Here is a 26,413-nt window from a genome sequence, read left to right as displayed (position 1 = left end):
GTATCATGCGCAGTCGCCTTTTCAGTGCTTTATCTTGTCTTTTCATCTGTGCCACTGCCGTTCAATCCGCTCAGGCGGTGGATATCTCCACTCAGCGCCAATATTACGACGAAGCCAAGCGTGCCTTGGCCAAGGGCGATTCCGGCCCCTACTTTCGCTACAGCCAGGCCCTGCGCGATTATCCGCTGGAGCCCTATCTGGCCTATGACGAATTGACCGCTCGCCTCAAGAGCGCCAGCAACGCCGAGATCGAGAAATTCCTCGCCGAGCATGGCGACCTGCCCCAGGCCAACTGGATGAAGCTGCGCTGGTTGCGCTGGCTGACCGAACGCGGCGACTGGGAAACCTTCGTCAAGTACTACGACCCCAAGCTCAATTTCACCGAACTGGACTGCCTCAACGCCCAGTACCAGCTCACCCATGGGCTGAAGGCCGAGGGCTACGCCAACACCGAGAAGTTGTGGCTCACCGGCAAATCCCTGCCCCAAACCTGCGATGCGTTGTTCGGCCTGTGGGCTGGCCAAGGTCAGTTGACCGAACAGAAACGTTGGGACCGGGCAAAACTGGCCGCCCAGGCGCGCAATTATCCCCTGGCCAACAGCTTGGTCAGCGGCCTGACCACCCTCGCCCCCCGTGGCAAGTTGCTGGTGGACGTGGCGCAAAAGCCCGAGTTGCTCAACCAACCCTCACGCTTCAGTCCGGCCGATGAACCGATGTCCGACATCGTCAGTCTCGGCCTGCGTCGCCTGGCCCGTCAGGATCCGGAAAAAGCCATGGCATTGCTGGATGGCTATGCCAGCACCATGCATTTTTCCAGGGATGAAAAGGTCGCGATTGCCCGGGAGATCGGCCTGACCCTGGCCAAGCGTTTCGACAGCCGGGCCCTGGACGTGATGACCAAATACGACCCGGAACTGCGCGATGACACCGTTTCGGAGTGGCGCCTGCGCCTGCTGTTGCGTCTGGCCCGTTGGGACGATGCCTACCAACTGACCCGTCGCCTGCCCGAGTCGTTGGCCAGCACCAACCGCTGGCGATACTGGCAAGCCCGCACACTGGAACTGGCACAGCCGCAGAACCCCGAGGCCCTGACGCTCTACAAGCACCTGGCCCGTGAACGGGATTTCTACGGCTTCCTGGCCGCCGACCGCTCCCAGTCGCCGTACTCGCTGGCCAACAAGCCGCTGGTGATGAGCCAGGCATTGATCAACAAGGTGCGCAACACCCCCGGTGTGCGTCGGGCTCTGGAATTTCATGCTCGCGGAGAGATTGTCGATGGACGCCGCGAGTGGTATCACGTCAGCCGGCATTTCAACCGGGACGAGATGGTCGCCCAGGCGAAGCTGGCCTACGACCTGAAGTGGTATTTCCCGGCCATTCGCACCATCAGCCAGGCCAAGTACTGGGACGACCTGGACATCCGCTTCCCGATGGCCCACCGCGACACCCTGGTGCGCGAAGCCAAGATCCGTGGCTTGCATCCAAGCTGGGCGTTCGCCATTACCCGACAGGAAAGTGCGTTCATGGATGATGCCCGCTCCAGCGTCGGCGCCGCCGGCCTGATGCAACTGATGCCCGGCACCGCCAAGGAAACCGCGCGCAAGTTCAGCATTCCCCTGGCTTCACCACAGCAAGTGTTGAACCCGGACAAGAACATCCAGTTGGGCGCGGCCTACCTGAGCCAGGTCCACAGCCAGTTCAACGGCAACCGCGTCCTGGCCTCGGCGGCCTACAACGCCGGCCCCGGTCGCGTGCGCCAGTGGCTGCGCGGCGCCGACCACTTGAGTTTCGACGTCTGGGTCGAAAGCATTCCTTTCGACGAAACCCGTCAATACGTGCAGAACGTGCTGTCATACTCGGTGATCTACGGCCAGAAGCTCAACTCGCCACAACCGTTGGTGGATTGGCATGAGCGGTATTTCGATGATCAGTGAGGGAAAAATGCTTACGTGGGAGTTAGCTCCCACATCATCTTGTGTGCTGACAAGCCTCAGCGAGGGCGCACCGATACTTGCTTACCCTGCGAGGTAAGTCGATACCGTTGAACTGGGCTATTGGGCGATTCGGGGTGGGTCATTTCGATCAATCCAGCCATTAATGCCGGCTTGAGGTAATTGGCCCGGAAAGTAGCTCTATGGGCCAATCCCAATTGAACCATCAGTTCATTCACTTTTAGTGAATTGCCGTTGCGTAGCGCCTGAAGCAGTCTTTCTACTTGGTCGGTTACTTGGTCGGTTACTTGGTCGGTAGTCGGTTCGTTACGGATCGCCTCCCCAAGCGCCATACTCAGCGACTGCAACATGAACTCAACAAAAGGTGTCGCCTCAGCCAACCGGTCGGCGGCCGATAATGCAGCGTAATAGGCATCCTGCTGATCACGTATGACGGCCTCGACTGGCAGATAGGCCAGCACAGGTCGCCATCGACTAAGAATCAAGGTTTGCCAGAGACGCCCCATTCGCCCATTACCGTCTGCAAAGGGATGGATGAATTCGAATTCGTAGTGAAAAACACAGCTAACGATCAAAGGGTGCCAATCGCACGTACCGGTCCATTCCAACAAATCGTCAATCAAATCCGTCACCCGACTGGGCGGCGGTGCCATATGCACTAGTTGATCACCTCGATAAATGCCAACGCCAGCACGGCGTAACTGCCCGGCATCGTCAATCAAGCCGTGCATTAGCAGTTCATGCCCCCTGAGCAGGTCAATCCGGCTACCAGGCTGCCAGCCAGGCATGGCTTCGTAGGCGGCAAAGGCATTTCGCACTTCCTGGATTTCACGGGGTAGCCCCAGCACTCGCTGCCCGGCCAGAACTGCAGTCACCTGCTCGACACTCAACGTATTGTTTTCGATCGCCAGGGAAGCATGAATCGTGCGAATCCGATTTCCTCGGCGCAGTTGCGGTGTCTGCTGGTTATCACTTACAGCCGAAAGCTGGCCGATCTGCTCGCTAATGTCAGCGATCAAGCTCAGAATTCGGGTTGTCAGGGTCAACGGTGGCGTATAACGACTCATACCCTCATCCATACCAGAAGCTGGCCGACATAATGCCCCAACATGCCGGCGTCAGCACTCATCAAGCATTTTCACCCTGCTGATTGAACTGCAACGCCGCCAACCGCGCATACAGCGCATTGCTGGCAACCAGTTCCTGGTGCGTGCCCACGGCAACCACCTTGCCTTGGTCCATTACCGCGATCCGATCGGCATTTTTTACCGTGGCCAGGCGATGGGCAATGACCAGGGTCGTGCGGTTTTCCATCAGATTGGGCAAGGCTTGCTGGATCAGGTGTTCACTTTGCGCATCGAGGGCGCTGGTGGCTTCGTCCAGCAGCAGGATCGGCGCGTCCACCAGCAACGCCCGGGCGATGGCCAGGCGTTGGCGCTGGCCGCCGGACAAGCCAAGGCCGCCGTCGCCCAGATGAGTCTGGTAGCCGTCGGGCATTTTTTCGATGAAGTCGTGGGCATGGGCGATCTGCGCGGCCTCGCGCACCTGCTCGGACGTCGCTTGCGGGTTGCCGTAGCGGATGTTCTCTTCGACCGTGCCGAAAAACAGCGCCGGGTTTTGCGAAACCAGGGCAAAGTGACGACGCAGGTCCAGCGGGTCGAGTCGGGTCAACGGCACGTCGTCGATCAGGATCTGCCCCTGTATCGGATCGTAGAAGCGCAGCAACAGGTCATACACCGTTGACTTACCCGCACCGGAAGGCCCGACCAGGGCCAAGGTCTCGCCGGCCTTGATGCTCAAATCGAGGCCGTCGACTGCATAACTGTCCGGTCTGGACGGATAGGAAAAACGCACGCCTTCGAGGCGCAAATCGCCCCGGACCCGCTCCGGCAAGGTGACAAGGCCTGAAGCCGGCGGCTGGATGATGTTCTGCGAACGCAGCAGCTCGGCAATGCGCTCAGCCGCACCCGCCGCCCGTTGCAGCTCGCCGATCACTTCGCTCAGGGTACCGAAGGCGCTGCCGACGATCAGGCTGTAGAACACGAATGCCGCCAGCTCTCCGCCGGAAATCCGCCCGGCGATCACGTCCATGCCGCCGACCCAGAGCATCACCCCCACCGCGCCCAGCACCAGCACGATCACCAGGGTGATCAACCAGGCCCGCTGGGCGATGCGCTTGCGGGCGGTGTCGAAGGCCTGCTCCACCGTCACGGAGAACCGCTGTTCGTCCTGGACCTGGTGGTTATAGGCCTGCACGGTCTTGATCTGGCCGAGGGTTTCGGAAACGTAGCTGCCGACGTCGGCAATGCGATCCTGGCTCTGGCGCGACAAACTGCGCACCCGACGACCAAAAACCAGGATCGGCGCCAGGACCAGCGGCAGGGCAATCACCACAATGCTGGTCAGCTTGGGGTTGGTGATGAACAGCAGCACGATGCCGCCAACCACCATCAACGCGTTGCGCAAGAACAACGACAGCGACGAACCGATCACCGATTGCAGCAAGGTCGTATCGGCGGTCAACCGCGACTGGATTTCCGAACTGCGGTTGTTTTCGTAGAACCCCGGGTGCAAGTACACCAGATGGTTGAAGACCTGCCGCCGGATATCGGCCACCACTCGCTCGCCAATCCAGGACACCAGGTAAAAACGCGAAAACGTACCGATCGCCAGCCCAACCACCAGCACCATGAACAGGCCGATGGATTGATTGAGCAGGTGCGGTGAGCGGGTCATGAAGCCCTGGTCCACCAGTAACCGGATACCTTGGCCCATGGACAAGGTAATACCGGCGGTGACAATCAAGGCCAGCAAAGCGCCGGCAACCTGTTTGCGATAAGGGGCGATGAAGCCGCTGGCCAGGCGTATGGCACGGCGATGTCGGGAAGAAAGCATCAGGGGCATCCGATTATGCAGCAGGGAAAAGGCCGGCCAGCGACGCCAAAGCGCAGCGGAACCTATTTGAATCAGAATGAGTCAGGTTAAATATGACCACAACGACTAGGGGCTAGATGTTATCGGTCTAAAGTCTGGCTGGAAACGCAACTGTGTTTCTGATTGAGTGGAGGTGTCGCCATGAACCTACAGGGAGTGTCATGGCTCGGTCACCTGGCGACATTAAAATAGGCACACAACCTGATGAGGAGACAGGCCATGTCCTTGCAACACAGCAGCGACGACAAGATTCAAGTAATCCGCACGCAACCGGACCAGTCTCTGGGCTGCTCGTTCATCGATGCCCAAGGGCGCGAAGTACCGATCACCGAAGACATGATCCAGAAAGCCTGCAGCGAGCTGGAAAAACGACTGGTCAAGCCTGCCGAACAAAAGTGATACAGCCCGTCTCGATTGAACCCGACCTCGATGTCGGGTTTTTTATGCCTGAAAGAAAGGCTGCCATTGATCTCTGGCCCGACACAAAACCTGTGGCGAGGGGATTTATCCCCGCTGGGGTGCGAAGCACTCCCTGAAATCTGACGAATCCGGTGTATCAGTTTTGAACCATGGGGCTGCTGCGCAGCCCGGCGGGGATAACCCCCCTCACCACAAAAGGCGTCTAGACGATGGTGGCGCCCAGCGCGGTGACGATCTGCTGCAAGGTCGGGGACTGCCCTTCGATACGAACCTTCAAGCTGTCGATTTCCCGCCGTGGCGGATAATGCTTGCGCAAAGCATCGAACGCGCTGCGTTGCTCGCTGACCGTGCCCACCAGACTGCGACGAAAGTTCGCGTCGTCAACACGCGGGTCGTACACGCTCCGGCACAGCGTCGCCAAGGCCCAGGCCGGGTCGGTTTCGGCGTCCAGGGTGATGCCACCCAACCAAGGCCGAGGCAACAGGTCGCTGAGGTTGACTTCAATCGGCCGTTCCAGGAAGGCGCACAAGGCCTGGTAGATCTGGGCGGTGCCACGCTGGCGACCATCGAGGCTGTAACCGGCAATATGCGGGGTGGCGATCACGCACAAGTCCGCCAGGTCCACGTCCACGGTGGGCTCCTGCTCCCAGACATCCAGCACCGCCTGCAGGTCTTCGCGCTCCAGCAACACCTCACGTAGCGCGGCGTTATCGATCACCGGGCCGCGGGCCGCGTTGATCAGCCAGGTCCCGGGCTTGAGTTGGTTCAGGCGCGCTTCGTCGAACAAGTGCCAGGTCGGTTGCTCGCCGTCGCGCGTCAACGGCGTGTGCAGGCTGATCACATCGCACTGCTCGATGATCTGCTCCAGGCTCACATAGTCACCCCCTTCGGCAGCCTGACGCGGCGGATCGCAGACCTTGACGGTCCAGCCAAGCCCCTTGAGCACCTCGATCAAGCGCCCGCCTACCTGGCCTGCACCGACCACGCCGAAGATGCGCTGCTTAAGCTGCGCGCCTTCGATTTCCGCCAGGGTCATCAGGCTGCCCAGCACATAGTCCACCACGCCACGGGCATTGCAGCCGGGTGCGCTGGCCCAGCGGATGCCGGCCTCGGCCAGATAATCCAGGTCCAGGTGATCGGTGCCGATGGTACAGGTACCGACAAAGCGCACCTTGCTGCCTTCCAGCAGGGCCCGATTGACCTGGCTGACCGAACGCACCAGCAGCACATCGGCTTGCTCGACCATCGTCCGGTCGATCCCCCGGCCCGGTACCCGGCGGATTTCACCGAACCCTTGGAAAAATGCATCGAGCAGGGGAATGTTTTCGTCGGCGACGATCAGCATGGCGGAGCTCCTTTGGCGGGGATGGGCAGTGTAGGCGTTCCGCTGGGCCTGTGCATTACCCAGAGCGAATGATGTTGTGGCGAGGGTTTTATGTGGGAGCAAAGCTTGCTCGCGATGCAGACGCCTCGGTTCCTCGGGAGACCGCATCAGCTTCATCGCGGGCAAGCCTTGCTCCCACAGGTGCTCGAAAACTGAACAAGCGATTACAAATCCACAACACAGGTTTTTTCCTGACCACTGCGTCAAAGCGTAGAATTCGCCGCCCTGCGCTTAACCTTTTCGGACGCTTGCCCTGTGAATCCTGTGATCGACACCCCCACCGCCCTCTCCCGCCCGGCCCGGGTTCGCCTGGAACTCAAGACGTTGCTGGCCCTGGCCCTGCCGATCATGGTCGCGCAACTGGCGACCACTGCCATGGGCTTTGTCGATGCGGTGATGGCCGGCCGGGTCGGTCCACGAGATCTGGCGGCGGTGGCCCTGGGCAACTCGATCTGGGTGCCGGTATTCCTGTTGATGACCGGCACGTTGCTGGCGACCACGCCAAAAGTTGCCCAGCGTTTCGGTGCCGGTACGTTCGATGAGATCGGGCCGCTGGTACGCCAGGCGCTGTGGTTGGCATTGGTGGTGGGGTTGATCGCGACGCTGGCGCTGTTCAGCGCCGAACCGATCCTGCACATCATGAAGGTCGATCCTGAACTGATCGGCCCGTGCATGGAATACCTGCGGGGCATCGGCACGGGCCTGCCAGCGGTGGCGCTGTACCACGTACTGCGCTGCTTCAGCGACGGCCTGGGTCGCACGCGGCCGGCGATGGTGCTGGGGTTGTGCGGGCTGGCGCTGAACATTCCGCTCAATTACATCTTCATCTATGGGCACCTGGGTGTACCCGCCATGGGCGGCGTCGGGTGTGGCTGGGCCACGGCCATCGTGATGTGGGTCATGGCCCTGGGCATGGCCGGTTGGGCCCGGTGGGCGCCAGCCTATCAGTCGAGCCGGTTGTTCAGCCGTTTCGACTGGCCGCAATGGACCGTCATCAAGCGCCTGCTGGGCATCGGCTTGCCGATTGGCATCGCGGTGTTCGCCGAGTCGAGTATTTTCGCGGTGATCGCGCTGCTGATCGGCAGCCTCGGCGCCACGGTGGTGGCTGGGCACCAGATCGCGCTGAACTTCAGTTCATTGGTGTTCATGATCCCCTACTCCTTGGGCATGGCCGTCACAGTGCGGGTCGGCCAGGCCCTGGGCCGTCGCCAGCCCCGCGAAGCGCGCTTCGCCGCCGGGGTGGGCATGGGCACGGCCTTGGCCTACGCCTGCCTGTCGGCGAGCCTGATGTTCGCGCTGCGCGGGCCCATTGCCGCGATCTATACCGCCGATCCGGTGGTGATCGAAGTGGCGTCGATGCTGATCGTCTACGCGGCGCTGTTCCAGTTTTCCGATGCGATCCAGGTCACGGCGGCGGGCGCGTTGCGCGGCTACCAGGACACCCGGGTGACGATGATCCTGACCCTGTTCGCCTATTGGGGCATCGGCCTGCCGGTGGGCTACGCCCTGGGCCTGACCGACTGGCTCGGCGCGGCCAGCGGCCCGAGCGGGTTATGGCAAGGCCTGATCGTGGGCTTGAGCTGCGCGGCGCTGATGCTGTCGATCCGCCTGGCACGCAGCGCGCGCAAGCAGATCCGTCTCAGCCGCTCGAGCGATTAAGCGAGTTTCTTGCGGATCCAGTAGAGGTAAGTACCCGCCTCTTCCTGCTGGGCCACCAGTTCGTGGTCCAGGAACACGCAAAACTTGGGGATGTCGCGGCGAGTCGAGGGATCGGTGGCAATCACTTTCAGCAGCCCACCGGGAACCAGGTCGCGGATGTGCTGGTGCAACATCATCACCGGTTCCGGGCAATTGAGGCCGGTGGCATCCAGCGTGCCGTCGACCGGCGTGTCGTTCATTTCACTCATGTTCTACTCCTGAAACTGGCCGGCATTGTCGCGCAATGTCGGCGCCCGGTCACCCCTGGCTTGACACCGTATCCTGTGGGAGCGGGCTTGCTCGCGAAGGCGATCTGCCGGTTATTCAAATGTTAACTGACCCACCGCTTTCGCGAGCAAGCCCGCTCCCACAAGGAAATCTCATTGCCTTTGAGCGCTAGCGGGACTTGGGTTTCCTGGCATCCAACCGCCGCAGATGGCACGTTACTTCCTCACGGTCGTGGTACAACTGCTTGCAACCGATCTCGACCTTGATACCCCGGGCCTTGAAGCCTTCGGCGATGCGTTCGAGCAGGCGCTTGACCTCGGCGTAGCGCTGTTTCATCGGCAGCTTGAGATTGACCACCGCCTCGCGGCAATGCCCTTCGCCAATCCACTCTTCAAGCATTGCCGCGTTGCGCGCCGGTTTTTCGACGATGTCACAGACCATCCAGTCCACCGGCTGTTTAGGCTTGAACGTGAAGCCATCCGCCATCAGATGCTGCACCAGGCCAGTGTCCATCAGGCTTTCGGCCATCGGACCATTGTCGATGGCCGTCACCAGCATGCCGCGGTTGACCAGTTGCCAGGTCCAGCCGCCCGGTGCGGCGCCGAGGTCCACACCGGTCATGTCACTGTGCAGGCGCTCGTCCCACTGGTCCCGGGGGATGAAATGGTGCCAGGCTTCTTCGAGCTTGAGGGTCGAGCGGCTCGGCGCTTCCCTGGGGAACTTCAAGCGCGGGATGCCCATCGGCCACATCGCCGAATTATCCGCGTCCGCCAGGCCCAGGAAGACTTCGCGGCCACTCTTGAAGGTCAGCAGCAGACGCGGCTTGCGTGCGTCGTCCACCAGCTTGCCGGCGCCGACCAGTGCCTTGCGCAAGGGACCTTCGAACTTTTTGCAGAAGTTCGACAGTTCCTTGCCGTCGTTGGTGTCTACCACCTCCAGCCAGAGGCTGCCGCAGGTCGGGAAGTCAGCCATGTGAGCCAGGATCACGCTGATACGGTCGGTTTCCGGTAAATCAATGAACGTGCCACGGGCCCACTGGCGCGGAAAAATCAGCTCGGCAAAACGCTGCCCACGCATCAGCCGCTCGGCGCCGTCGTCCTCAGTGCAGACAAATTCGGCGCAGGCGCTGGCCGGTTTAGCCTTGGCGTAGCCGGCCACGTTGAGCCGGGCCGCGTGTTCGGCGATCTCGGAACAGACCTCGCCTTCGAAGCCCGGCCGGCAGTGCATAAAAAGCGTGTTCATTGAAACTCCGTAGCAAAGCCTGTCACGAAAACCGGCGCATGATAGCGGAGTTCGGAACCCCGAACCTGCCTATAGAGTCCAGTGATTAGTCATACGCTCAAAACAGGGCTAGGTTAAAGGCTCTGTCCGTTCCGTCAGTCCGTAGCCGTGCGGACTCAAAGGAGTCATTTCAATGCCGTCCCTCGATAGCCTGAAAACCCTTAAAACCCTGCAAGTCGACGCCAGGACCTACCACTACTTCAGCCTGCCGGATGCCGCCCGAAGCCTGGGCGACCTGGACAAACTGCCCATGTCATTGAAGGTACTGCTGGAAAACCTGTTGCGCTGGGAAGATGAAAAAACCGTCACCGGCACCGACCTCAAGGCCCTGGCCGGATGGCTCAAGGAACGTCGTTCCGAGCGTGAGATTCAATACCGCCCCGCCCGGGTGTTGATGCAAGACTTCACCGGGGTCCCCGCGGTGGTCGACCTGGCCGCCATGCGCGCCGCCGTGGAAAAGGCCGGTGGCGATCCCCAGCGGATCAACCCACTGTCGCCGGTGGACCTGGTGATCGACCACTCGGTAATGGTCGACAAGTTCGCCAGCAGCCAGGCGTTCGAGCAGAACGTCGACATCGAAATGCAGCGCAACGGCGAACGCTACGCCTTCCTGCGCTGGGGCCAGAGCGCCTTCGACAATTTCAGCGTGGTGCCGCCGGGCACCGGTATCTGCCATCAGGTCAACCTCGAATACCTGGGCCGCACCGTGTGGACCAAAGAGGAAGACGGTCGCACCTACGCCTTCCCGGACACGCTGGTGGGCACTGACTCCCACACCACCATGATCAACGGCCTCGGCGTACTGGGCTGGGGCGTCGGCGGGATCGAGGCCGAAGCGGCAATGCTTGGCCAGCCAGTGTCGATGCTGATTCCCGAGGTCATCGGCTTCAAACTCGTCGGCAAGCTGCGCGAAGGCATCACCGCCACCGACCTGGTGCTGACCGTCACACAGATGCTGCGCAAGAAAGGCGTGGTGGGCAAATTCGTCGAATTCTATGGCGACGGGCTTGCCGACCTGCCCCTGGCCGACCGCGCCACCATCGCCAACATGGCCCCGGAATATGGCGCCACCTGCGGTTTCTTCCCAGTGGACGATGTGACCCTGGACTACTTGCGCCTCTCGGGACGGCCAGCGGAAACGGTGAAACTGGTGGAGGCCTATTGCAAGGCCCAGGGCCTGTGGCGCTTGCCCGGCCTTGAGCCGGTATTCACCGACACCCTGGAGTTGGACATGGGTAGCGTCGAGGCCAGCCTGGCTGGGCCAAAACGCCCTCAGGACCGAGTCTCGCTGCCGAATGTCGGCCAGGCTTTCAGTGACTTCCTGGGATTGCAGGTCAAACCCACCAGCAAAGAAGAAGGACGCCTGGAAAGCGAGGGTGGCGGTGGTGTCGCGGTAGGCAACGCCGATCAGGTGGGAGAAACCGAGTACGAGTTCGAAGGCCACACCCATCGCCTGAAAAACGGCGCAGTGGTGATTGCTGCTATCACATCGTGCACCAACACCTCCAACCCCAGCGTGATGATGGCCGCCGGGCTGCTGGCAAAAAAAGCCGTGGAAAAAGGCCTGACCCGCAAGCCTTGGGTCAAGAGTTCCCTGGCGCCGGGTTCCAAGGTGGTCACCGACTACTACAAGGCGGCCGGCCTGACCGAGTACCTGGATAAACTCGGTTTCGACCTGGTGGGTTATGGTTGCACCACCTGCATCGGCAACTCCGGGCCACTACCGGAGCCCATCGAAAAAGCCATCCAGAAAGCCGACCTGACCGTAGCCTCGGTACTGTCGGGCAACCGCAACTTCGAAGGCCGGGTGCATCCGCTGGTGAAGACCAACTGGCTGGCCTCGCCGCCGCTGGTGGTCGCCTATGCCCTGGCCGGCACCGTGCGCATTGACATCAGCAGCGAGCCGCTGGGCAACGACCGGGACGGCAACCCGGTGTACCTGCGGGACATCTGGCCCAGCAGCCAGGAAGTGGCCGCCGCCGTGGCCCAGGTCAACACCAGCATGTTCCACAAGGAATACGCAGCCGTGTTTGCCGGTGACGAGCAATGGCAGGCCATCGAAGTGCCGCAAGCGGCGACTTACGTCTGGCAGGACGACTCGACCTACATCCAGCACCCACCATTCTTCGACAACATCGACGGGCCGCCACCGGCCGTCAGGAACGTCGAGGGCGCCCGGGTCCTGGCCCTGTTGGGCGACTCGGTGACCACCGACCACATCTCCCCCGCCGGCAACATCAAGGCAGACAGCCCGGCCGGTCGCTACCTGCGCGAACAGGGCGTGGAACCGCGAGACTTCAACTCCTATGGCTCCAGACGCGGCAACCACCAGGTGATGATGCGCGGCACCTTCGCCAATATCCGCATTCGCAACGAAATGCTCGACGGCGAAGAAGGCGGCAACACAATCTACATTCCCAGTGGCGAACGAATGCCTATCTACGATGCCGCCATGTTGTATCAGGCCACGGGCACGCCACTGGTGGTGATCGCCGGCCAGGAATATGGCACCGGATCGAGCCGGGACTGGGCAGCCAAGGGCACCAACCTACTGGGGGTCAAAGCGGTGATCGCCGAAAGCTTCGAGCGCATCCATCGCTCCAACCTGGTGGGCATGGGCGTACTGCCATTGCAGTTCAAGCTCGACCAGAACCGCAAGAGCCTGAACCTCACGGGCAAGGAAACCCTGGACATCCTGGGACTCACTGACGTCGAACTGACCCCGCGCATGAACCTGCCCTTGGTCATCACCCGCGAGGACGGCAGCCAGGAGCGAATCGAAGTGTTGTGCCGGATCGATACCTTGAATGAAGTGGAGTATTTCAAGGCCGGCGGGATCCTTCACTATGTCCTACGGCAATTGATTGCAGCGTAAAAAGACCCGTCCTACGAAAACACCGCCGCTTAAGGGCGGTGTTTTCGTCTGGGCCTGCCTATAATTCCGCCGGCTCCGCCCACCCCACCCGCTACAACTGTTCATTAGCCTCAAAAGGATGTGATATGCCTGCCCTACCCTGGCCCTACCTGGCCCTCCTCTCCATTGGCTATACCCTGGCCCTGGCCTACGGCCAACTGGCCTGGACCGCGGTCATTTCCATTGCGCTGTTGCTGTTTGCCGGGTATGCGGTTCGTCAGCAGCAAATGCCGGTGGGTCGGTTTCTCGGACACGTTCTTTTCGCGGTGATGGCATTGGCGTTGGCCATGCACTGGATGCCCGGGTTCTTCAATGGGCGGGTGATTCCGGCGCAACGCCTGACCGACGATGCCGCACCGTTCGCGATGTACCTGAACCAGGACAAGCCGCTGATCGGTTTCTGGCTGCTGCTGGCCTGCCCCTGGATCGTCGGCCGGCGCCCATTGCGCCTGTCAGTCCAGGCCACGGCGCTGGGCCTGGCGGTGAGTGCGCTGCTGGCCCTCGGCGGAGCCATGGTGCTGGGCATGGTCCACTGGGCGCCGAAATGGCCGGATCACGCCTGGTTGTGGGTGCTCAATAATCTTTTATTGGTGACGCTCGTGGAGGAAGCGCTGTTTCGTGGCTACATTCAGGGGAGCTTGAGCCGGCGCTTCAAACATTTGGCCCATGGCGACAACCTGGCGCTGCTCCTGGCCTCGCTGCTGTTCGGCCTGGTACACGCCGGCGCAGGTTGGCAATGGGTGCTGCTGTCGGGCCTGGCGGGGGTCGGTTACGGCCTGGCATATCGTTTTGGCGGCCTGGGCGCGGCGATTGCCACGCATTTTCTGCTCAATCTGCTTCATTTCGCCCTATTTACCTACCCAATGCTGGCGTGATAGCGACAGGCAAAAATAACTTCAACTAAAACCTGACGACGCCGACAACCTTTCATAGCCTTTCAAAGCCTTGCGGATCTACACACCATGCGTAACAACCAACCCGTCACACAACGCGAAAGGACCTTCCCGGCCCAGCAACGATTGATTTCTACCACTGACACCAAAGGCGTAATCACCTACTGCAACGACGCGTTCGTTGAGATCAGCGGGTATACGAAGGAAGAACTGATCCGTTCGCCGCACAACCTCGTGCGCCATCCCGATGTCCCATCCGCCGTGTTCGCGCACATGTGGGGCACGCTGAAACAAGGCTTGCCATGGATGGGCATCGTCAAGAACCGCTGCAAGAACGGTGACCATTACTGGGTCAACGCCTATGTCACGCCCGTGTTCGAGGGCAACCAGGTGATTGGCTACGAATCGGTGCGGGTCAAACCTTCCGCCGAGCAGATCAGCCGCGCCGAAGCACTTTATAAACGCATCAACCAAGGCAAGTCCGCGATTCCAGGCAGCGACAAATGGTTGCCGATACTGCAGGACTGGTTGCCGTTTATCCTGGTCAGCCAATTGAGCTTCGTCGTGGGTGCCTTCCTGAACTCCCACTGGGGCTTTGCCCTGGCCGCCGCGCTGTCGGTGCCCTTGGGGCTGATGGGCCTGCAATGGCAACAACGCGGGATCAAGCGCCTGCTGCGCCTGGCCGAGCAAACCACCTCCGATCCGCTGATCGCCCGGATGTACACCGACAGCCGCGGCGTCCAGGCACGCCTGGAGATGTCGATTCTCAGCCAGGAAGCGCGCCTGAAGACCTGCCTGACCCGTCTGCAGGACACCGCCGAGCACCTGAACGAGCAGGCTCGCCAATCCAACAACCTGGCCCATGACAGCTCCAGTGGCCTGGAGCGCCAGCGGGTGGAAACCGAACAGGTCGCCACCGCGGTCAATCAGATGGCCGCGACCACCCAGGAAGTCGCCAGCCACGTGCAACGCACGGCCGATGCCACTCAGGAAGCCAATCGCCTGACCAGTCGCGGTCGTGACATCGCCGGGGAAACCCGTGACGCCATCGAGCGCCTGTCGGTGGTGGTCGGCGAAACCGGCCAGACCGTGACCCAACTGGCCAAGGACAGCGACGAAATCGGCGGCGTGGTGGACGTGATCAAAGGCATCGCCGACCAGACCAACCTGCTGGCCCTCAACGCCGCCATCGAAGCGGCCCGCGCCGGGGAAATGGGCCGCGGCTTTGCCGTAGTGGCCGATGAAGTGCGGCAATTGGCGCAACGCACCAGCGAATCCACCGGGCAGATCCACGCCCTGATCGCCAAGCTCCAGCAAACCGCCACCAATGCCGTACAGACCATGGATGCCGGCCACCGCCAGGCCGAAGAAGGCGTGGCACGGGTCATGGAGGCGGACGCGGCGCTGGTGGGAATCAGCGAAGCAGTGGCCAACATCACCGACATGACCACACAGATCGCTGCCGCTACCGAAGAGCAGAGTTCGGTGGCCGAGGAGATCAGCCGCAACATCAGCAACATCTCGGAACTGGCCGACCAGACCTCGGGCCAGGCCCACAGCTCGGCGCTGCTCAGCGAAGAACTGACCCGCACAGCCAATACGCAGTATTCGTTGGTGGAGCGGTTTAACCGCTGAGAGATGCCTGTTCAATAAAAAACCGGGAAGGTGATGCTTCCCGGTTTTTTATTGCCAATTCAAAAGTGATGTCGCGTTATGAACCGTCTTCGCGAGCAAGCCCGCTCCCACAGGGGATTGCAGTTGTGTACGCGAACACATTCAAAATGTGGGAGCGGACTTGCTCGCGAAGAGGCCGGGACAGGCGCTATCAATCCTGAAGAAGAAACGCCGCCACCTTGCCCGCGGCTGCCTCCAGATGCTGCTCATGGCTAAATCCCGAAGCCTTCAGCGGCTTCAGATCATGATCCCCCGCCACCAGCCACATCACCTCGATGCTCGCTGACAGGTCATAGCCCCGCACCGCCTCCCGATTGCCCAGCGCATCCCGCTCGCCCTGGACGATCAAGGTCCGGGTCTTCAATGCAGCCAAGTGCTCGACCCGCGGTTTCTCCGGTTTGCCGACCGCATAGAAGGGGTAGCCCAGGCACACCAACGCGTCGGCGCCCAACTCGTCGGCCAGCAAACTCGCCATGCGCCCGCCCATGGACTTGCCGCCGATGGCCAGCCGCCCAGCGACATAAGGCCGCACCGTGGCGTAGACCTCACGCCAGCATTCCAGCAGCTTAGGTGCCGGGTTGGGTGGGCGCTTGCCCCCATCCAGGCGGCGCTGCGCCATGTAGGGAAACTCGAAACGCAACACGTTGACCCCATGCGCAGCAAGGCGCGCGGCCATTTCCTCCATGAAGCCGCTGTCCATCGGAGCACCGGCACCGTGGGCCAGGATCAGGGTGGGTGCCTTGGCGCTGGCAATCGCTTGTCCGGCTGTCCATAGCCAGCCGTGTTCGGCCACACATCGCGCCCATTGATCCCCGTCAATACTGGCCTTGTGCTGTTTGTCCATGCTGACCTCGCTTTTAGTCTGCCTATAACTCCAGGCGAAGAACGCCGCACTGCCTTGCGCAGGCGCTCACTTCGGCTGAACCGTGGATGGGGAACCATGAACACTTCTATCAGTACCGCCTACAACTACAAGGTGGTCCGCCAATTCGCCATTATGACGGTGGTGTGGGGCATCGTCGGCATGGGGCTCGGGGTTTTTCTCGCCGCCCAATTGGTCTGGCCACAGCTCAACTTCGATTTGCCCTGGACCAGCTTCGGCCGCCTGCGCCCACTGCACACCAACGCAGTGATCTTCGCCTTCGGCGGCTGCGCCCTGTTCGCCAGTTCGTTCTACTCGGTGCAACGCACCTGCCAGACCCAGCTGTTCGCGCCGAAAATCGCCGCGTTCTGCTTCTGGGGCTGGCAACTGGTGATCCTGCTGGCGGCCATCAGCCTGCCACTGGGCTACACCAGTTCCAAGGAATACGCCGAACTGGAATGGCCGATCGACATCCTGATCACCATCGTCTGGGTGGCCTACGCCATCGTGTTCTTCGGCACCGTGGCCAAGCGCAACACCAAGCACATCTACGTCGGCAACTGGTTCTTCGGCGGGTTCATCCTGACCGTGGCGATCCTGCACATCGTCAACAACCTGGAACTGCCGGTGAGCCTCACCAAGTCCTACTCGGTGTACGCCGGGGCCACCGACGCAATGGTGCAATGGTGGTACGGCCACAACGCCGTGGGCTTTTTCCTCACCGCAGGCTTTCTGGGGATGATGTACTACTTCGTGCCGAAACAGGCCGAACGTCCGGTGTATTCCTATCGCTTGTCCATCGTCCACTTCTGGGCGCTGATCACCCTATACATCTGGGCAGGTCCCCACCACCTGCACTACACCGCATTGCCAGACTGGGCGCAGTCCCTGGGCATGGTGATGTCGCTGATCCTGCTGGCGCCAAGCTGGGGCGGCATGATCAACGGCATGATGACCCTGTCGGGCGCCTGGCATAAGTTGCGCAGCGATCCGATCCTGCGGTTCCTGGTGGTGTCCCTGGCGTTCTACGGCATGTCGACCTTCGAAGGTCCGATGATGGCGATCAAGACCGTCAACGCCCTTTCCCACTACACCGACTGGACCATCGGCCACGTACACGCCGGCGCACTCGGCTGGGTGGCGATGATTTCCATCGGTGCGCTGTACCACATGATCCCGAAAGTCTTCGGCCGGCCACAGATGCACAGCATCGGCCTGATCAATGCGCACTTCTGGCTCGCGACCATCGGCACCGTGCTCTACATCGCCTCGATGTGGGTCAACGGCATCGCCCAGGGCCTGATGTGGCGCGCAGTGAACGAGGACGGCACGCTCACCTACTCCTTCGTCGAAACCCTGGTGGCCAGCCACCCTGGCTTCATCGTACGACTGGCGGGCGGGGCGATCTTCCTCCTCGGCATGTTGCTGATGGCCTACAACACCTGGCGCACCGTGCGGGCCTACCAGCCTGCCGAAGCCGCCGCTGCCGCGCAGATGGCCTGAGGAGTCCACCATGAAACACGAAACAATCGAAAAAAACGTCGGCCTGCTGATGCTGCTGATGGTGTTGGCCGTGAGCATTGGCGGCCTGACCCAGATCGTGCCGCTGTTCTTCCAGGACGTGACCAATAAACCGGTGGACGGCATGAAGCCCTACACCGCCCTGCAACTGGAAGGCCGCGACATCTACATCCGTGAAGGCTGCGTCGGCTGCCACTCGCAGATGATCCGTCCGTTCCGTGCCGAGACCGAGCGCTACGGTCACTACTCGGTGGCCGGCGAAAGCGTCTGGGACCACCCATTCCTGTGGGGCTCCAAGCGTACCGGGCCGGACCTGGCACGGGTCGGCGCGCGTTACTCCGATGATTGGCACCGCGCCCACTTGTACAACCCGCGCAACGTCGTGCCCGAGTCGAAAATGCCGGCCTACCCGTGGCTGGTGAGCCAGGCGGTGGACAGCAGCCACACCGAAGGCAAGCTGCGCGCCATGCGCACCCTGGGCGTGCCCTACACCGACGACGACATCGCCGGCAGCGTGGCCTCGCTCAAGGGCAAGACCGAAATGGATGCACTGGTGGCCTACCTGCAAGTGCTCGGCACTGCCATCAAGAGCAAGAGGTGAGCCATGGTTCTTGAAATGAGTACAGGAATGATCCGCGGCCTCGGCACCGTCGTGGTGTTCATCGCCTTCATCGGCCTGACCCTGTGGGTATTCAGCAGCAAGCGCGGACCGGAATTCGCCCAGGCGCGCCTGCTGCCGTTCGCCGACGAGCCGTCCGCCGATATCGCCACCCCCCAAGACCCTGCAACAAGGAGTACCCGGCCATGACCACCTTCTGGAGTACGTGGATCTGCGTACTGACCATCGGCAGCCTCATCGGCCTGACCTGGCTGCTGATCGGCACCCGCAAGGGCGAGACCAAGGGCAGTGTCGACCAGACCATGGGCCACAGCTTCGACGGCATCGAGGAATACGACAACCCGCTGCCGCAGTGGTGGTTCCTGTTGTTCGCCGGCACCCTGGTGTTTTCCGTCGGCTACCTGGTCCTCTATCCAGGCCTGGGCAACTGGAAAGGCATCCTGCCAGGCTACGAGAACGGCTGGACCGGCGCCCATGAATGGGAAAAGGAAATGGCCAAGGCCGACGCCAAGTTCGGGCCGATCTTCGCCAAATTCGCGGCCATGCCCGTGGAAGAAGTCGCCAAGGACCCACAAGCCTTGAAGATGGGTGGCCGCCTGTTCGCCTCCAACTGCGCGGTCTGCCACGGCTCGGACGCCAAGGGCGCCTTCGGCTTCCCGAACCTGACCGACAGCAACTGGCGCTGGGGTGGCGCCGCCGACACCATCAAGACCACCATCATGGGCGGTCGCATGGCGGCAATGCCGGCCTGGGGCGAAGTGCTGGGGGAAGCCGGGGTCAAGAACGTGGCCGCGTACGTACGCCACGACTTGGCCGGCCTGCCGCTGCCAGCGGACAGCGGTGCCGACCTGCAAGCCGGCCAGCAGGCCTTCAACACCACCTGTGTCGCCTGCCATGGCGCCAACGGCCAAGGGACCGAAGCCATGGGGGCGCCGAACCTGACGCAACCGGCCGGCTTCATCTACGGCACCAGCCTGGCACAATTGCAGCAGACCATTCGCCATGGTCGCCAGGGCCATATGCCGGCGCAGAATGAGTTGCTGGGCAATGACAAGGTGCAATTGCTTGCCGCCTACGTCTATAGCCTGTCCCATACGGCCGGTGCAGAGCGCCTGCAAGCCGAACACAAAAGCGAATAAATCTTGACCGCGTAAACAGCCGCATTCATCTGAATGCGGCTGTTTTGTGCCACTGCGCGACGCATTGTCGCACCCTCCCATCGTCTTCCTTTCGGTTCCCCGAAAACGCGTCTAAGCTTGCCGTTGCGTGCGCTGGCGACTGCCGGTTTCAGGTCGACCCGACCCGATGCGTTCGACAATCGTTCGTCAAAAAGGCCGCAAAGGCAGGTGAATACCGGCTGTTGCGACAGTTGCCTGGCATCACCCGAACGCTGTGTTCGAACACACCCCGTTACAACCGACCTGCCCCCCTCGCCTCTTTCCTTCGTTGCGACATTTTGCCGTGGGCCATTTTTGTCCCTACACGGAACATGGAAAGGCCGCAGAATCAGCTTTGGAAAGCATTGACCCAGGTCATGGCGCGTTGCAATGACCCCCCGCTTTCTCCATACTTGCGACCGATTTTTATCCTAATAAAACACCCAAACCGTGGAACCTTAGAATGAGCACAGCAATCAGTCCGACTGCTTATAACTATAAGGTAGTCCGCCAGTTCGCCATCATGACGGTGGTCTGGGGGATCCTTGGCATGGGGCTCGGTGTCTTCATCGCCTCGCAACTGGTCTGGCCGGAGTTGAACTTCGATCTGCCATGGACGACATTTGGACGCCTGCGCCCGCTGCACACCAACCTGGTGATCTTCGCCTTCGGTGGTTGTGCATTGTTTGCCACTTCTTACTACGTCGTGCAGCGAACCTGCCAAACGCGACTGATCTCCGACAGCCTCGCCGCCTTCACCTTCTGGGGCTGGCAAGCGGTTATCGTGGGTGCGATCGTGACCCTGCCACTGGGTTACACCACCACCAAGGAATACGCTGAGCTGGAATGGCCCCTGGCTATCCTGCTGGCCATTGTCTGGGTGACCTACGGTCTGGTGTTCTTCGGCACCATCGTCAAGCGCAAGACCAAGCACATCTACGTCGGTAACTGGTTCTACGGTGCCTTCATCGTCGTGACTGCCATGCTGCACATCGTCAACCACGCTTCCCTGCCGGTCAGCTTCTTCAAGTCGTACTCGGCCTATTCGGGCGCGACGGATGCGATGATCCAGTGGTGGTATGGCCACAACGCCGTGGGCTTCTTCCTGACCACCGGCTTCCTGGGGATGATGTATTACTTCGTGCCGAAACAGGCCGAGCGTCCGATCTATTCCTATCGCCTGTCCATCGTCCACTTCTGGGCGCTGATCACCCTGTACATCTGGGCCGGTCCCCACCACCTGCACTACACCGCACTGCCAGACTGGGCCCAGTCCCTGGGCATGGCGATGTCGATCATCCTGCTGGCGCCAAGCTGGGGCGGCATGATCAACGGCATGATGACCCTGTCGGGCGCCTGGCATAAGCTGCGCACCGACCCGATCCTGCGGTTCCTGGTGGTGTCGTTGGCGTTCTACGGCATGTCGACCTTCGAAGGTCCGATGATGGCGATCAAGACCGTCAACTCCCTGAGCCACTACACCGACTGGACCATCGGCCACGTACACGCCGGTGCGCTCGGCTGGGTGGCGATGATCTCCATCGGCGCCATCTACCACATGATCCCGAAACTGTTCGGTCGTGCGCAGATGCACAGCACCGGCCTGATCAACGCGCACTTCTGGCTCGCGACCATCGGCACCGTGCTCTACATCGCCTCGATGTGGGTCAACGGCATCACCCAGGGCCTGATGTGGCGTGCGATCAACGACGACGGCACCCTGACCTACTCGTTCGTCGAAGCGCTGCAAGCCAGCCACCCGGGCTATATCGTCCGTGCCTTGGGCGGCGCGTTCTTCGCCAGCGGCATGCTGTTGATGGCCTACAACGTGTACCGCACCGTTCGTGCCTCTGACCCGGCTGAAGCTGAAGCCGCCGCCAAGATCGCCGTAGTTGGAGCTCACTGATGAAGCACGAAGCAGTAGAGAAGAATATCGGCCTGCTGGCCTTCTTCATGGTCATCGCCGTGAGCATCGGCGGCCTGACCCAGATCGTTCCGCTGTTCTTCCAGGACGTGACCAACAAGCCGGTCGAAGGCATGAAGCCGCGGACCGCCCTTGAACTGGAAGGCCGCGACATCTACATCGCCAACGGTTGTGTCGGCTGCCACTCGCAGATGATCCGTCCGTTCCGCGCCGAGACCGAACGCTACGGCCACTATTCGGTTGCCGGTGAAAGCGTCTGGGACCACCCGTTCCTGTGGGGTTCCAAGCGTACCGGCCCGGACCTGGCCCGCGTTGGCGGCCGCTACTCCGACGACTGGCACCGTGCGCACTTGTACAACCCGCGCAACGTGGTGCCTGAGTCGAAAATGCCGGCCTACCCGTTCCTCGTAGAAAACAAGCTCGACGGCAAAGACACCGCCAAGAAAATGGAGGTCTTGCGCACCCTGGGCGTGCCTTACACCGACGAAGACATCGCCGGTGCCAAGGATGCGGTCAAGGGCAAGACCGAAATGGACGCGCTGGTGGCCTATCTGCAAGGCCTGGGCACCATCATCAAAAGCAAACGGTGATTTAGATGGATATCGGGATGATTCGTGGCCTGGGCACCGTCGTCGTGATGGTGGCCTTCATCGGTCTGGCCCTGTGGGTGTTCAGCCCCAAGCGCAAGTCGGAGTTTGACGACGCGACCTTGCTGCCGTTCGCGGATGATCCCGAAGCCATCAAGCACGTCGAGCAAGCTTCTAGGAGTAACAAAGAATGACTACATTCTGGAGTCTGTACGTCACAGTCCTCAGCCTGGGAACGATCTTCTCCCTGACCTGGCTGCTGCTGTCGACCCGCAAGGGCCAGCGCAGCGAAGCCACCGAAGAGACGGTTGGCCACTCGTTCGACGGGATCGAGGAGTACGACAACCCGCTGCCGAAATGGTGGTTCATGCTGTTCGTGGGCACCATCGTGTTCGCCCTCGGCTACCTGGTGCTCTACCCTGGCCTGGGCAACTGGAAAGGCCTGCTGCCCGGCTATAACTACCTGGACACCGAAAAGCAGACCGCCTTCGCCAACGGCCAGACCGGCTGGACAGGCGTTCATGAGTGGGAAAAGGAAATGGCACGTTCGGACGCCAAGTTCGGGCCGATCTTCGCCAAGTTCGCTTCCATGCCGATCGAAGAAGTCGCCAAGGACCCGCAAGCCCTGAAGATGGGTGGCCGCCTGTTCGCCTCCAACTGCTCGGTCTGCCACGGTTCCGACGCCAAGGGTGCCTATGGTTTCCCCAACTTGACCGACGCCGACTGGCGCTGGGGCGGTGAGCCGGAAACCATCAAGACCACCATCATGGGCGGCCGTCACGCCGTGATGCCGGGCTGGGCTGCCGTGGTTGGCGAGCAAGGCGTGGCCGACGTGGCTTCCTACCTGGTGACCAGCCTGCACGGTCGCAAGCTGCCGGAAGGCGCCAAGGCCGATCCGGCCAATGGCCAGAAGCTGTTCGCGGCCAACTGCGTGGCCTGCCACGGCCCAGCCGGCAAGGGCACGCCTGCCATGGGCGCACCTGACCTGACGCATCCGGCGGCGTTCATCTACGGTTCGAGCTTCGCTCAACTGCAGCAGACCATCCGTTACGGCCGTCAGGGCCAGATGCCGGCCCAGGCCGACCTGCAAGGCAACGACAAGGTCCACTTGCTGGCAGCCTATGTCTACAGCCTGTCTCACGGCGAAAAGGCTCCGGCCGCTGACGCCCAGTAAAGGCAAGCTGATACACCAAAGGCCCCGCCAATCAGATTGGCGGGGCCTTTTTGTTACCGGCCGAAAAACCTGGACAACCCTGTTGCGCTTGCTGCCCTCTCACACCAGTAGTAACGTGCCTACATTCGAATTCAAAACGAGGGCACGCCCATGTCCATCACGACTATCTCCAGCCGCGAATTCAACCACGACACAAGTGGTGCCAAAAAAGCCACCCGTGAAGGACCGGTTATCATCACCGACCGTGGCAAGCCGGCCCATGTGCTGCTAAGCATTGAGGAGTACCAGAAACTGACTGGCATCGGCACCAGCATTGTCGAGTTACTGGTCATGCCCGATGCGTCGGATATCGACTTCGAGACCGAGCGCGCCGTCATCACTCCCCGCTCGGTGGACCTGTCCTGAATGTTTCTACTCGATACCAATGTCATTTCCGAACTGCGCAGACCCCAGGCAGACAAAAACGTCCAGGCCTGGGCACGCAGCGTTCCCGCTCCCAGCTTGTATGTCTCGGCGATTACCGTACTGGAACTGGAAACCGGTGTGCTGCGCTTCGAACGCAAGGACCCGGCGCAAGGCAGCCGCCTACGGGCATGGCTGGACAATCACGTGATGCCTGCCTTTGCCGGCAGGATCCTGGCCGTGGACCGCGCCGTCGCACTGCGCTGCGCTCGCCTGCATGTGCCTGACCGCAGCAATGAATGTGACGCATTGATTGCCGCTACCGCCCTGGTCCATGGGCTGACCGTGGTGACCCGCAATGTGAGTGATTTCCAGAGCAGTGGCGTGGCCGTGCTCAACCCGTGGTCAGGCGATGAAAAGAACCAGATCTGAAGCTTCAGCGAACCAGGCTTGAGGGCTTCTCCTGTCTACTAACGGGTCCACAATCACCCGTTCGTTTTTCGCCAGCGCAACAGACTGTCTATAGTCAATTGATCTGGGTCATGAACTTGTTACATCCGCTACACCATTCTATGCAGAGGCCCAACGCGACCAAAGGTCGCACCCTTGGGCCAGAGCGACAGGCGTATCATTGCGCCACCGCAACACCCTTTCTGACCGTGGTCGGCACGTACTGGCCCCGGCACTTTTCCACTGCCGTGGGATGCAATTGATGAGCAACCAGATTCCGGTACATGACGTTACCCCGCCTGCCAAGGACGCGAACAAAAGCGTCGACCTGTATGCCTCTCGGGAAAAAATCTACACCCGCGCCTTCACCGGCCTGTTCCGTAACCTGCGGATGCTTGGCGGAGCGTTCCTGTTCCTGCTGTATTTCGGCACGGTCTGGTTGAACTGGGGCGGTCACCAGGCCGTCTGGTGGAACCTGCCGGAACGCAAGTTCTTCATTTTTGGCGCGACCTTCTGGCCCCAGGATTTCATCCTGCTGTCCGGGATGCTGATCATCGCGGCGTTTGGCCTGTTTTTCATCACGGTCTATGCCGGACGAGTGTGGTGCGGCTATACCTGCCCGCAGAGCGTGTGGACCTGGATCTTCATGTGGTGCGAGAAGGTCACCGAAGGCGACCGCAACCAACGCATCAAGCTCGACAAGGCGCCCATGGGCGCCAACAAATTCCTGCGCAAGTTCGCCAAGCACAGCCTGTGGTTGCTGATCGGCTTCGTCACCGGCATGACCTTTGTCGGTTACTTCACACCGATCCGCGAACTGGTGTTCGAGTTCTTTACCGGCCAGGCCGATGGCTGGTCGTATTTCTGGGTGGGTTTCTTCACCCTCGCCACCTACGGCAACGCCGGCTGGCTGCGTGAGCAAGTGTGCATCTACATGTGCCCTTACGCGCGGTTCCAAAGCGTCATGTTCGACAAGGACACCCTGATCGTTTCCTACGACCCACGCCGTGGCGAAAGCCGTGGCCCACGCAAGAAGGGCGTTGACTACAAGGCCCTGGGCCTCGGCGATTGCATCGATTGCACCATGTGCGTCCAGGTCTGCCCGACCGGCATCGACATCCGCGACGGCCTGCAGATCGAATGTATCGGCTGTGCAGCCTGTATCGATGCCTGCGACAGCATCATGGACAAAATGGATTATCCACGCGGCCTGATCAGCTACACCACCGAACACAACCTCTCGGGGCAGAAAACCCATAAACTGCGCCCGCGCCTGATTGGTTACGCCCTGGTCTTGCTGACCATGATCAGCCTGCTGGTAACCGCGTTCTTCATGCGTTCGCTGGTGGGCTTCGACGTCAGCAAGGACCGCGTGCTGTACCGCGAAAACGCCGAAGGGCGGATCGAAAACGTCTACAGCCTGAAGATCATGAACAAAGACCAACGCGACCATACGTACGTTCTGGAAGCGGCCGGCCTGCCGGACCTCAAGCTGCAAGGCCGGCGGGAGATCAAGGTCGCGGCCGGCGAGATCTACAGCCAGCCGGTCGAGCTGTCCAGCGCACCGGAACAACTGCCATCGAGCACCAACGAGGTGACCTTCATCCTCAAGGATGCCGATGACAGCAGCGTACATGTCGAAGCCAAGAGCCGGTTCATCGGCCCACAAACTCGTTGAGAGAAATGAACATGCCTGCAGCAACCGCCACCAGCCCTTGGTACAAGCACCTCTGGCCGTGGATCATCATTGCGATCCTGACCTGTTCGGTGACACTGAGCCTGACGATGGTGACCATTGCCGTGAAGAACCCGGACAACCTGGTCAACGACAACTATTACGAAGCCGGCAAGGGCATCAACCGCTCGCTGGAACGCGAACTGCTGGCCCAGACCCTGCAATTGCATGCCAACGTGCAACTGGATGATGTGACCGGCGAAGTGAACCTGCGCCTGAACGGCGACAGCCGCCCCCAGACCCTGGAACTGAGCCTGATCTCGCCAACCCAGCCGGAGAAGGATCGCAAGATCGTCCTGACCCGCAACGACAGCGAGCCGGGGCGCTATGTCGGCCAGTTGACGGACAAGATCGAAGGCCGGCGCTTTGTCGAATTGCTGGGTGTGGAGAACGACAAGACCTGGCGTCTGTTCGAAGAAGAACAGATCAATCACGGCCAGGACCTTTTGCTCGGCGATGAACCGCTGCAAGGCGCTGAAGATCTGAAGAAATAGCGGCTGCGCTTCGCGCAATCGCGAGCAGGCTCGCCCCCACATCCGGTTTATGTCATCACGACATTCCAATGTGGGAGCGAGCCTGCCCGCGAAGAGGCCTTCAGATGCAT

General features: G+C 61.1%; 24 protein-coding genes. 18 read left to right on the top strand and 6 right to left on the bottom strand.

Annotation, left to right across the window (positions count from 1 at the left end; genetic code table 11):
* The first annotated feature begins 5 nt into the window (after positions 1 to 5).
* Entirely contained in the window at positions 6 to 1,934 is a 1,929-nt protein-coding gene (locus AC30D9_RS17825) for a transglycosylase SLT domain-containing protein (protein ID WP_490144495.1), read from the top strand.
* 56 nt (positions 1,935 to 1,990) lie between these two features.
* On the opposite strand, the gene AC30D9_RS17820 is transcribed toward AC30D9_RS17825, so the two are convergent.
* On the bottom strand, positions 1,991 to 3,019 hold the full coding sequence (locus tag AC30D9_RS17820) for a Fic family protein (RefSeq protein WP_490144494.1): 1,029 nt from the start codon (positions 3,017 to 3,019) through the stop codon (positions 1,991 to 1,993).
* 61 nt (positions 3,020 to 3,080) lie between these two features.
* Positions 3,081 to 4,856 carry an ABC transporter transmembrane domain-containing protein gene (locus AC30D9_RS17815; protein WP_490144493.1) on the bottom strand — a complete coding sequence of 592 codons (1,776 nt, stop codon included), beginning with the start codon at positions 4,854 to 4,856 and terminating at the stop codon, positions 3,081 to 3,083.
* A gap of 249 nt (positions 4,857 to 5,105) precedes the next feature.
* On the opposite strand from AC30D9_RS17815, the gene AC30D9_RS17810 reads away from it, so the two are divergent.
* Positions 5,106 to 5,285 (top strand): PA1571 family protein, encoded by a 180-nt coding sequence (locus tag AC30D9_RS17810; RefSeq protein WP_003199629.1) that lies wholly within the window; start codon positions 5,106 to 5,108, stop codon positions 5,283 to 5,285.
* Between the two features lie 223 nt (positions 5,286 to 5,508).
* On the opposite strand, the gene pdxB is transcribed toward AC30D9_RS17810, so the two are convergent.
* Positions 5,509 to 6,651 (bottom strand): 4-phosphoerythronate dehydrogenase PdxB, encoded by a 1,143-nt coding sequence (gene pdxB / locus AC30D9_RS17805; RefSeq protein WP_490144492.1) that lies wholly within the window; start codon positions 6,649 to 6,651, stop codon positions 5,509 to 5,511.
* A 294-nt stretch (positions 6,652 to 6,945) separates the two neighbouring features.
* On the opposite strand from pdxB, the gene AC30D9_RS17800 reads away from it, so the two are divergent.
* Positions 6,946 to 8,349: an MATE family efflux transporter gene (locus AC30D9_RS17800; protein ID WP_490144491.1), complete on the top strand. Its 1,404-nt coding sequence runs from the start codon at positions 6,946 to 6,948 to the stop codon at positions 8,347 to 8,349.
* Here AC30D9_RS17800 and tusA read toward each other — a convergent pair.
* Together tusA and rlmM are read right to left on the bottom strand one after the other, a co-directional pair.
* A complete protein-coding gene (tusA, locus tag AC30D9_RS17795) occupies positions 8,346 to 8,597 on the bottom strand; it encodes a sulfurtransferase TusA (RefSeq protein ID WP_014339369.1) in 252 nt (83 codons plus the stop codon). The two genes, AC30D9_RS17800 and tusA, sit on opposite strands and share 4 nt — an antisense overlap.
* A 187-nt stretch (positions 8,598 to 8,784) precedes the next feature.
* The gene (gene rlmM, locus AC30D9_RS17790; protein ID WP_134923499.1) at positions 8,785 to 9,858 is read right to left on the bottom strand and encodes a 23S rRNA (cytidine(2498)-2'-O)-methyltransferase RlmM; all 1,074 of its coding nucleotides are present in this window, start codon (positions 9,856 to 9,858) and stop codon (positions 8,785 to 8,787) included.
* 172 nt (positions 9,859 to 10,030) lie between these two features.
* On the opposite strand from rlmM, the gene acnA reads away from it, so the two are divergent.
* The 3 genes from acnA to AC30D9_RS17775 all read left to right on the top strand — a co-directional run bounded on the left by acnA (position 10,031) and on the right by AC30D9_RS17775 (position 15,339).
* Complete coding sequence (gene acnA, locus AC30D9_RS17785) at positions 10,031 to 12,772, top strand: aconitate hydratase AcnA (protein ID WP_134923498.1); 2,742 nt, start codon at positions 10,031 to 10,033, stop codon at positions 12,770 to 12,772.
* Positions 12,773 to 12,897: 125 nt separating this feature from the next.
* Positions 12,898 to 13,686, top strand: coding sequence for a CPBP family intramembrane glutamic endopeptidase (locus AC30D9_RS17780; RefSeq protein ID WP_490144490.1), 789 nt, complete (start codon positions 12,898 to 12,900; stop codon positions 13,684 to 13,686).
* An 87-nt stretch (positions 13,687 to 13,773) separates the two neighbouring features.
* Positions 13,774 to 15,339, top strand: coding sequence for a methyl-accepting chemotaxis protein (locus tag AC30D9_RS17775; protein WP_490144489.1), 1,566 nt, complete (start codon positions 13,774 to 13,776; stop codon positions 15,337 to 15,339).
* 190 nt (positions 15,340 to 15,529) lie between these two features.
* Here the strand turns inward: AC30D9_RS17775 and AC30D9_RS17770 are convergent, their stop codons facing one another.
* Positions 15,530 to 16,222 (bottom strand): alpha/beta family hydrolase, encoded by a 693-nt coding sequence (locus AC30D9_RS17770; protein ID WP_490144488.1) that lies wholly within the window; start codon positions 16,220 to 16,222, stop codon positions 15,530 to 15,532.
* 96 nt (positions 16,223 to 16,318) lie between these two features.
* On the opposite strand from AC30D9_RS17770, the gene ccoN (AC30D9_RS17765) reads away from it, so the two are divergent.
* The 12 genes from ccoN (AC30D9_RS17765) to AC30D9_RS17710 all read left to right on the top strand — a co-directional run bounded on the left by ccoN (AC30D9_RS17765) (position 16,319) and on the right by AC30D9_RS17710 (position 26,303).
* Positions 16,319 to 17,743 (top strand): cytochrome-c oxidase, cbb3-type subunit I, encoded by a 1,425-nt coding sequence (gene ccoN / locus AC30D9_RS17765; protein ID WP_490144487.1) that lies wholly within the window; start codon positions 16,319 to 16,321, stop codon positions 17,741 to 17,743.
* A gap of 10 nt (positions 17,744 to 17,753) precedes the next feature.
* Positions 17,754 to 18,362, top strand: coding sequence for a cytochrome-c oxidase, cbb3-type subunit II (ccoO, locus tag AC30D9_RS17760; protein WP_134923493.1), 609 nt, complete (start codon positions 17,754 to 17,756; stop codon positions 18,360 to 18,362).
* A gap of 3 nt (positions 18,363 to 18,365) precedes the next feature.
* On the top strand, positions 18,366 to 18,569 hold the full coding sequence (locus AC30D9_RS17755) for a cbb3-type cytochrome oxidase subunit 3 (RefSeq protein WP_109751562.1): 204 nt from the start codon (positions 18,366 to 18,368) through the stop codon (positions 18,567 to 18,569).
* Positions 18,566 to 19,519 (top strand): cytochrome-c oxidase, cbb3-type subunit III, encoded by a 954-nt coding sequence (gene ccoP / locus AC30D9_RS17750; RefSeq protein ID WP_307571376.1) that lies wholly within the window; start codon positions 18,566 to 18,568, stop codon positions 19,517 to 19,519. The genes AC30D9_RS17755 and ccoP (AC30D9_RS17750) overlap by 4 nt, the downstream gene beginning before the upstream one ends.
* 481 nt (positions 19,520 to 20,000) lie before the next feature.
* A complete protein-coding gene (gene ccoN, locus AC30D9_RS17745) occupies positions 20,001 to 21,443 on the top strand; it encodes a cytochrome-c oxidase, cbb3-type subunit I (RefSeq protein WP_134923492.1) in 1,443 nt (480 codons plus the stop codon).
* Positions 21,443 to 22,051: a cytochrome-c oxidase, cbb3-type subunit II gene (gene ccoO, locus AC30D9_RS17740; protein ID WP_003199605.1), complete on the top strand. Its 609-nt coding sequence runs from the start codon at positions 21,443 to 21,445 to the stop codon at positions 22,049 to 22,051. The genes ccoN (AC30D9_RS17745) and ccoO (AC30D9_RS17740) overlap by 1 nt, the downstream gene beginning before the upstream one ends.
* Before the next feature lie 5 nt (positions 22,052 to 22,056).
* The gene (locus tag AC30D9_RS17735; protein ID WP_003183474.1) at positions 22,057 to 22,242 is read left to right on the top strand and encodes a CcoQ/FixQ family Cbb3-type cytochrome c oxidase assembly chaperone; all 186 of its coding nucleotides are present in this window, start codon (positions 22,057 to 22,059) and stop codon (positions 22,240 to 22,242) included.
* The gene (gene ccoP, locus AC30D9_RS17730; RefSeq protein ID WP_134923491.1) at positions 22,239 to 23,222 is read left to right on the top strand and encodes a cytochrome-c oxidase, cbb3-type subunit III; all 984 of its coding nucleotides are present in this window, start codon (positions 22,239 to 22,241) and stop codon (positions 23,220 to 23,222) included. Before AC30D9_RS17735 ends, ccoP (AC30D9_RS17730) begins: the two co-directional genes overlap by 4 nt.
* A 150-nt stretch (positions 23,223 to 23,372) precedes the next feature.
* Entirely contained in the window at positions 23,373 to 23,627 is a 255-nt protein-coding gene (locus AC30D9_RS17725; RefSeq protein WP_109751559.1) for a type II toxin-antitoxin system Phd/YefM family antitoxin, read from the top strand.
* Positions 23,628 to 24,056, top strand: a complete 429-nt coding sequence (locus AC30D9_RS17720) for a type II toxin-antitoxin system VapC family toxin (protein ID WP_307571378.1) — start codon at positions 23,628 to 23,630, stop codon at positions 24,054 to 24,056.
* A gap of 280 nt (positions 24,057 to 24,336) precedes the next feature.
* The gene (gene ccoG / locus AC30D9_RS17715; RefSeq protein ID WP_134923489.1) at positions 24,337 to 25,752 is read left to right on the top strand and encodes a cytochrome c oxidase accessory protein CcoG; all 1,416 of its coding nucleotides are present in this window, start codon (positions 24,337 to 24,339) and stop codon (positions 25,750 to 25,752) included.
* Between the two features lie 11 nt (positions 25,753 to 25,763).
* Positions 25,764 to 26,303, top strand: a complete 540-nt coding sequence (locus AC30D9_RS17710; RefSeq protein WP_134923488.1) for a FixH family protein — start codon at positions 25,764 to 25,766, stop codon at positions 26,301 to 26,303.
* Positions 26,304 to 26,413: the final 110 nt, after the last annotated feature.

It is taken from the genome of Pseudomonas sp. DF11, from assembly GCF_058148565.1.
This window is presented reverse-complemented; position numbering and strand designations above follow the sequence as displayed.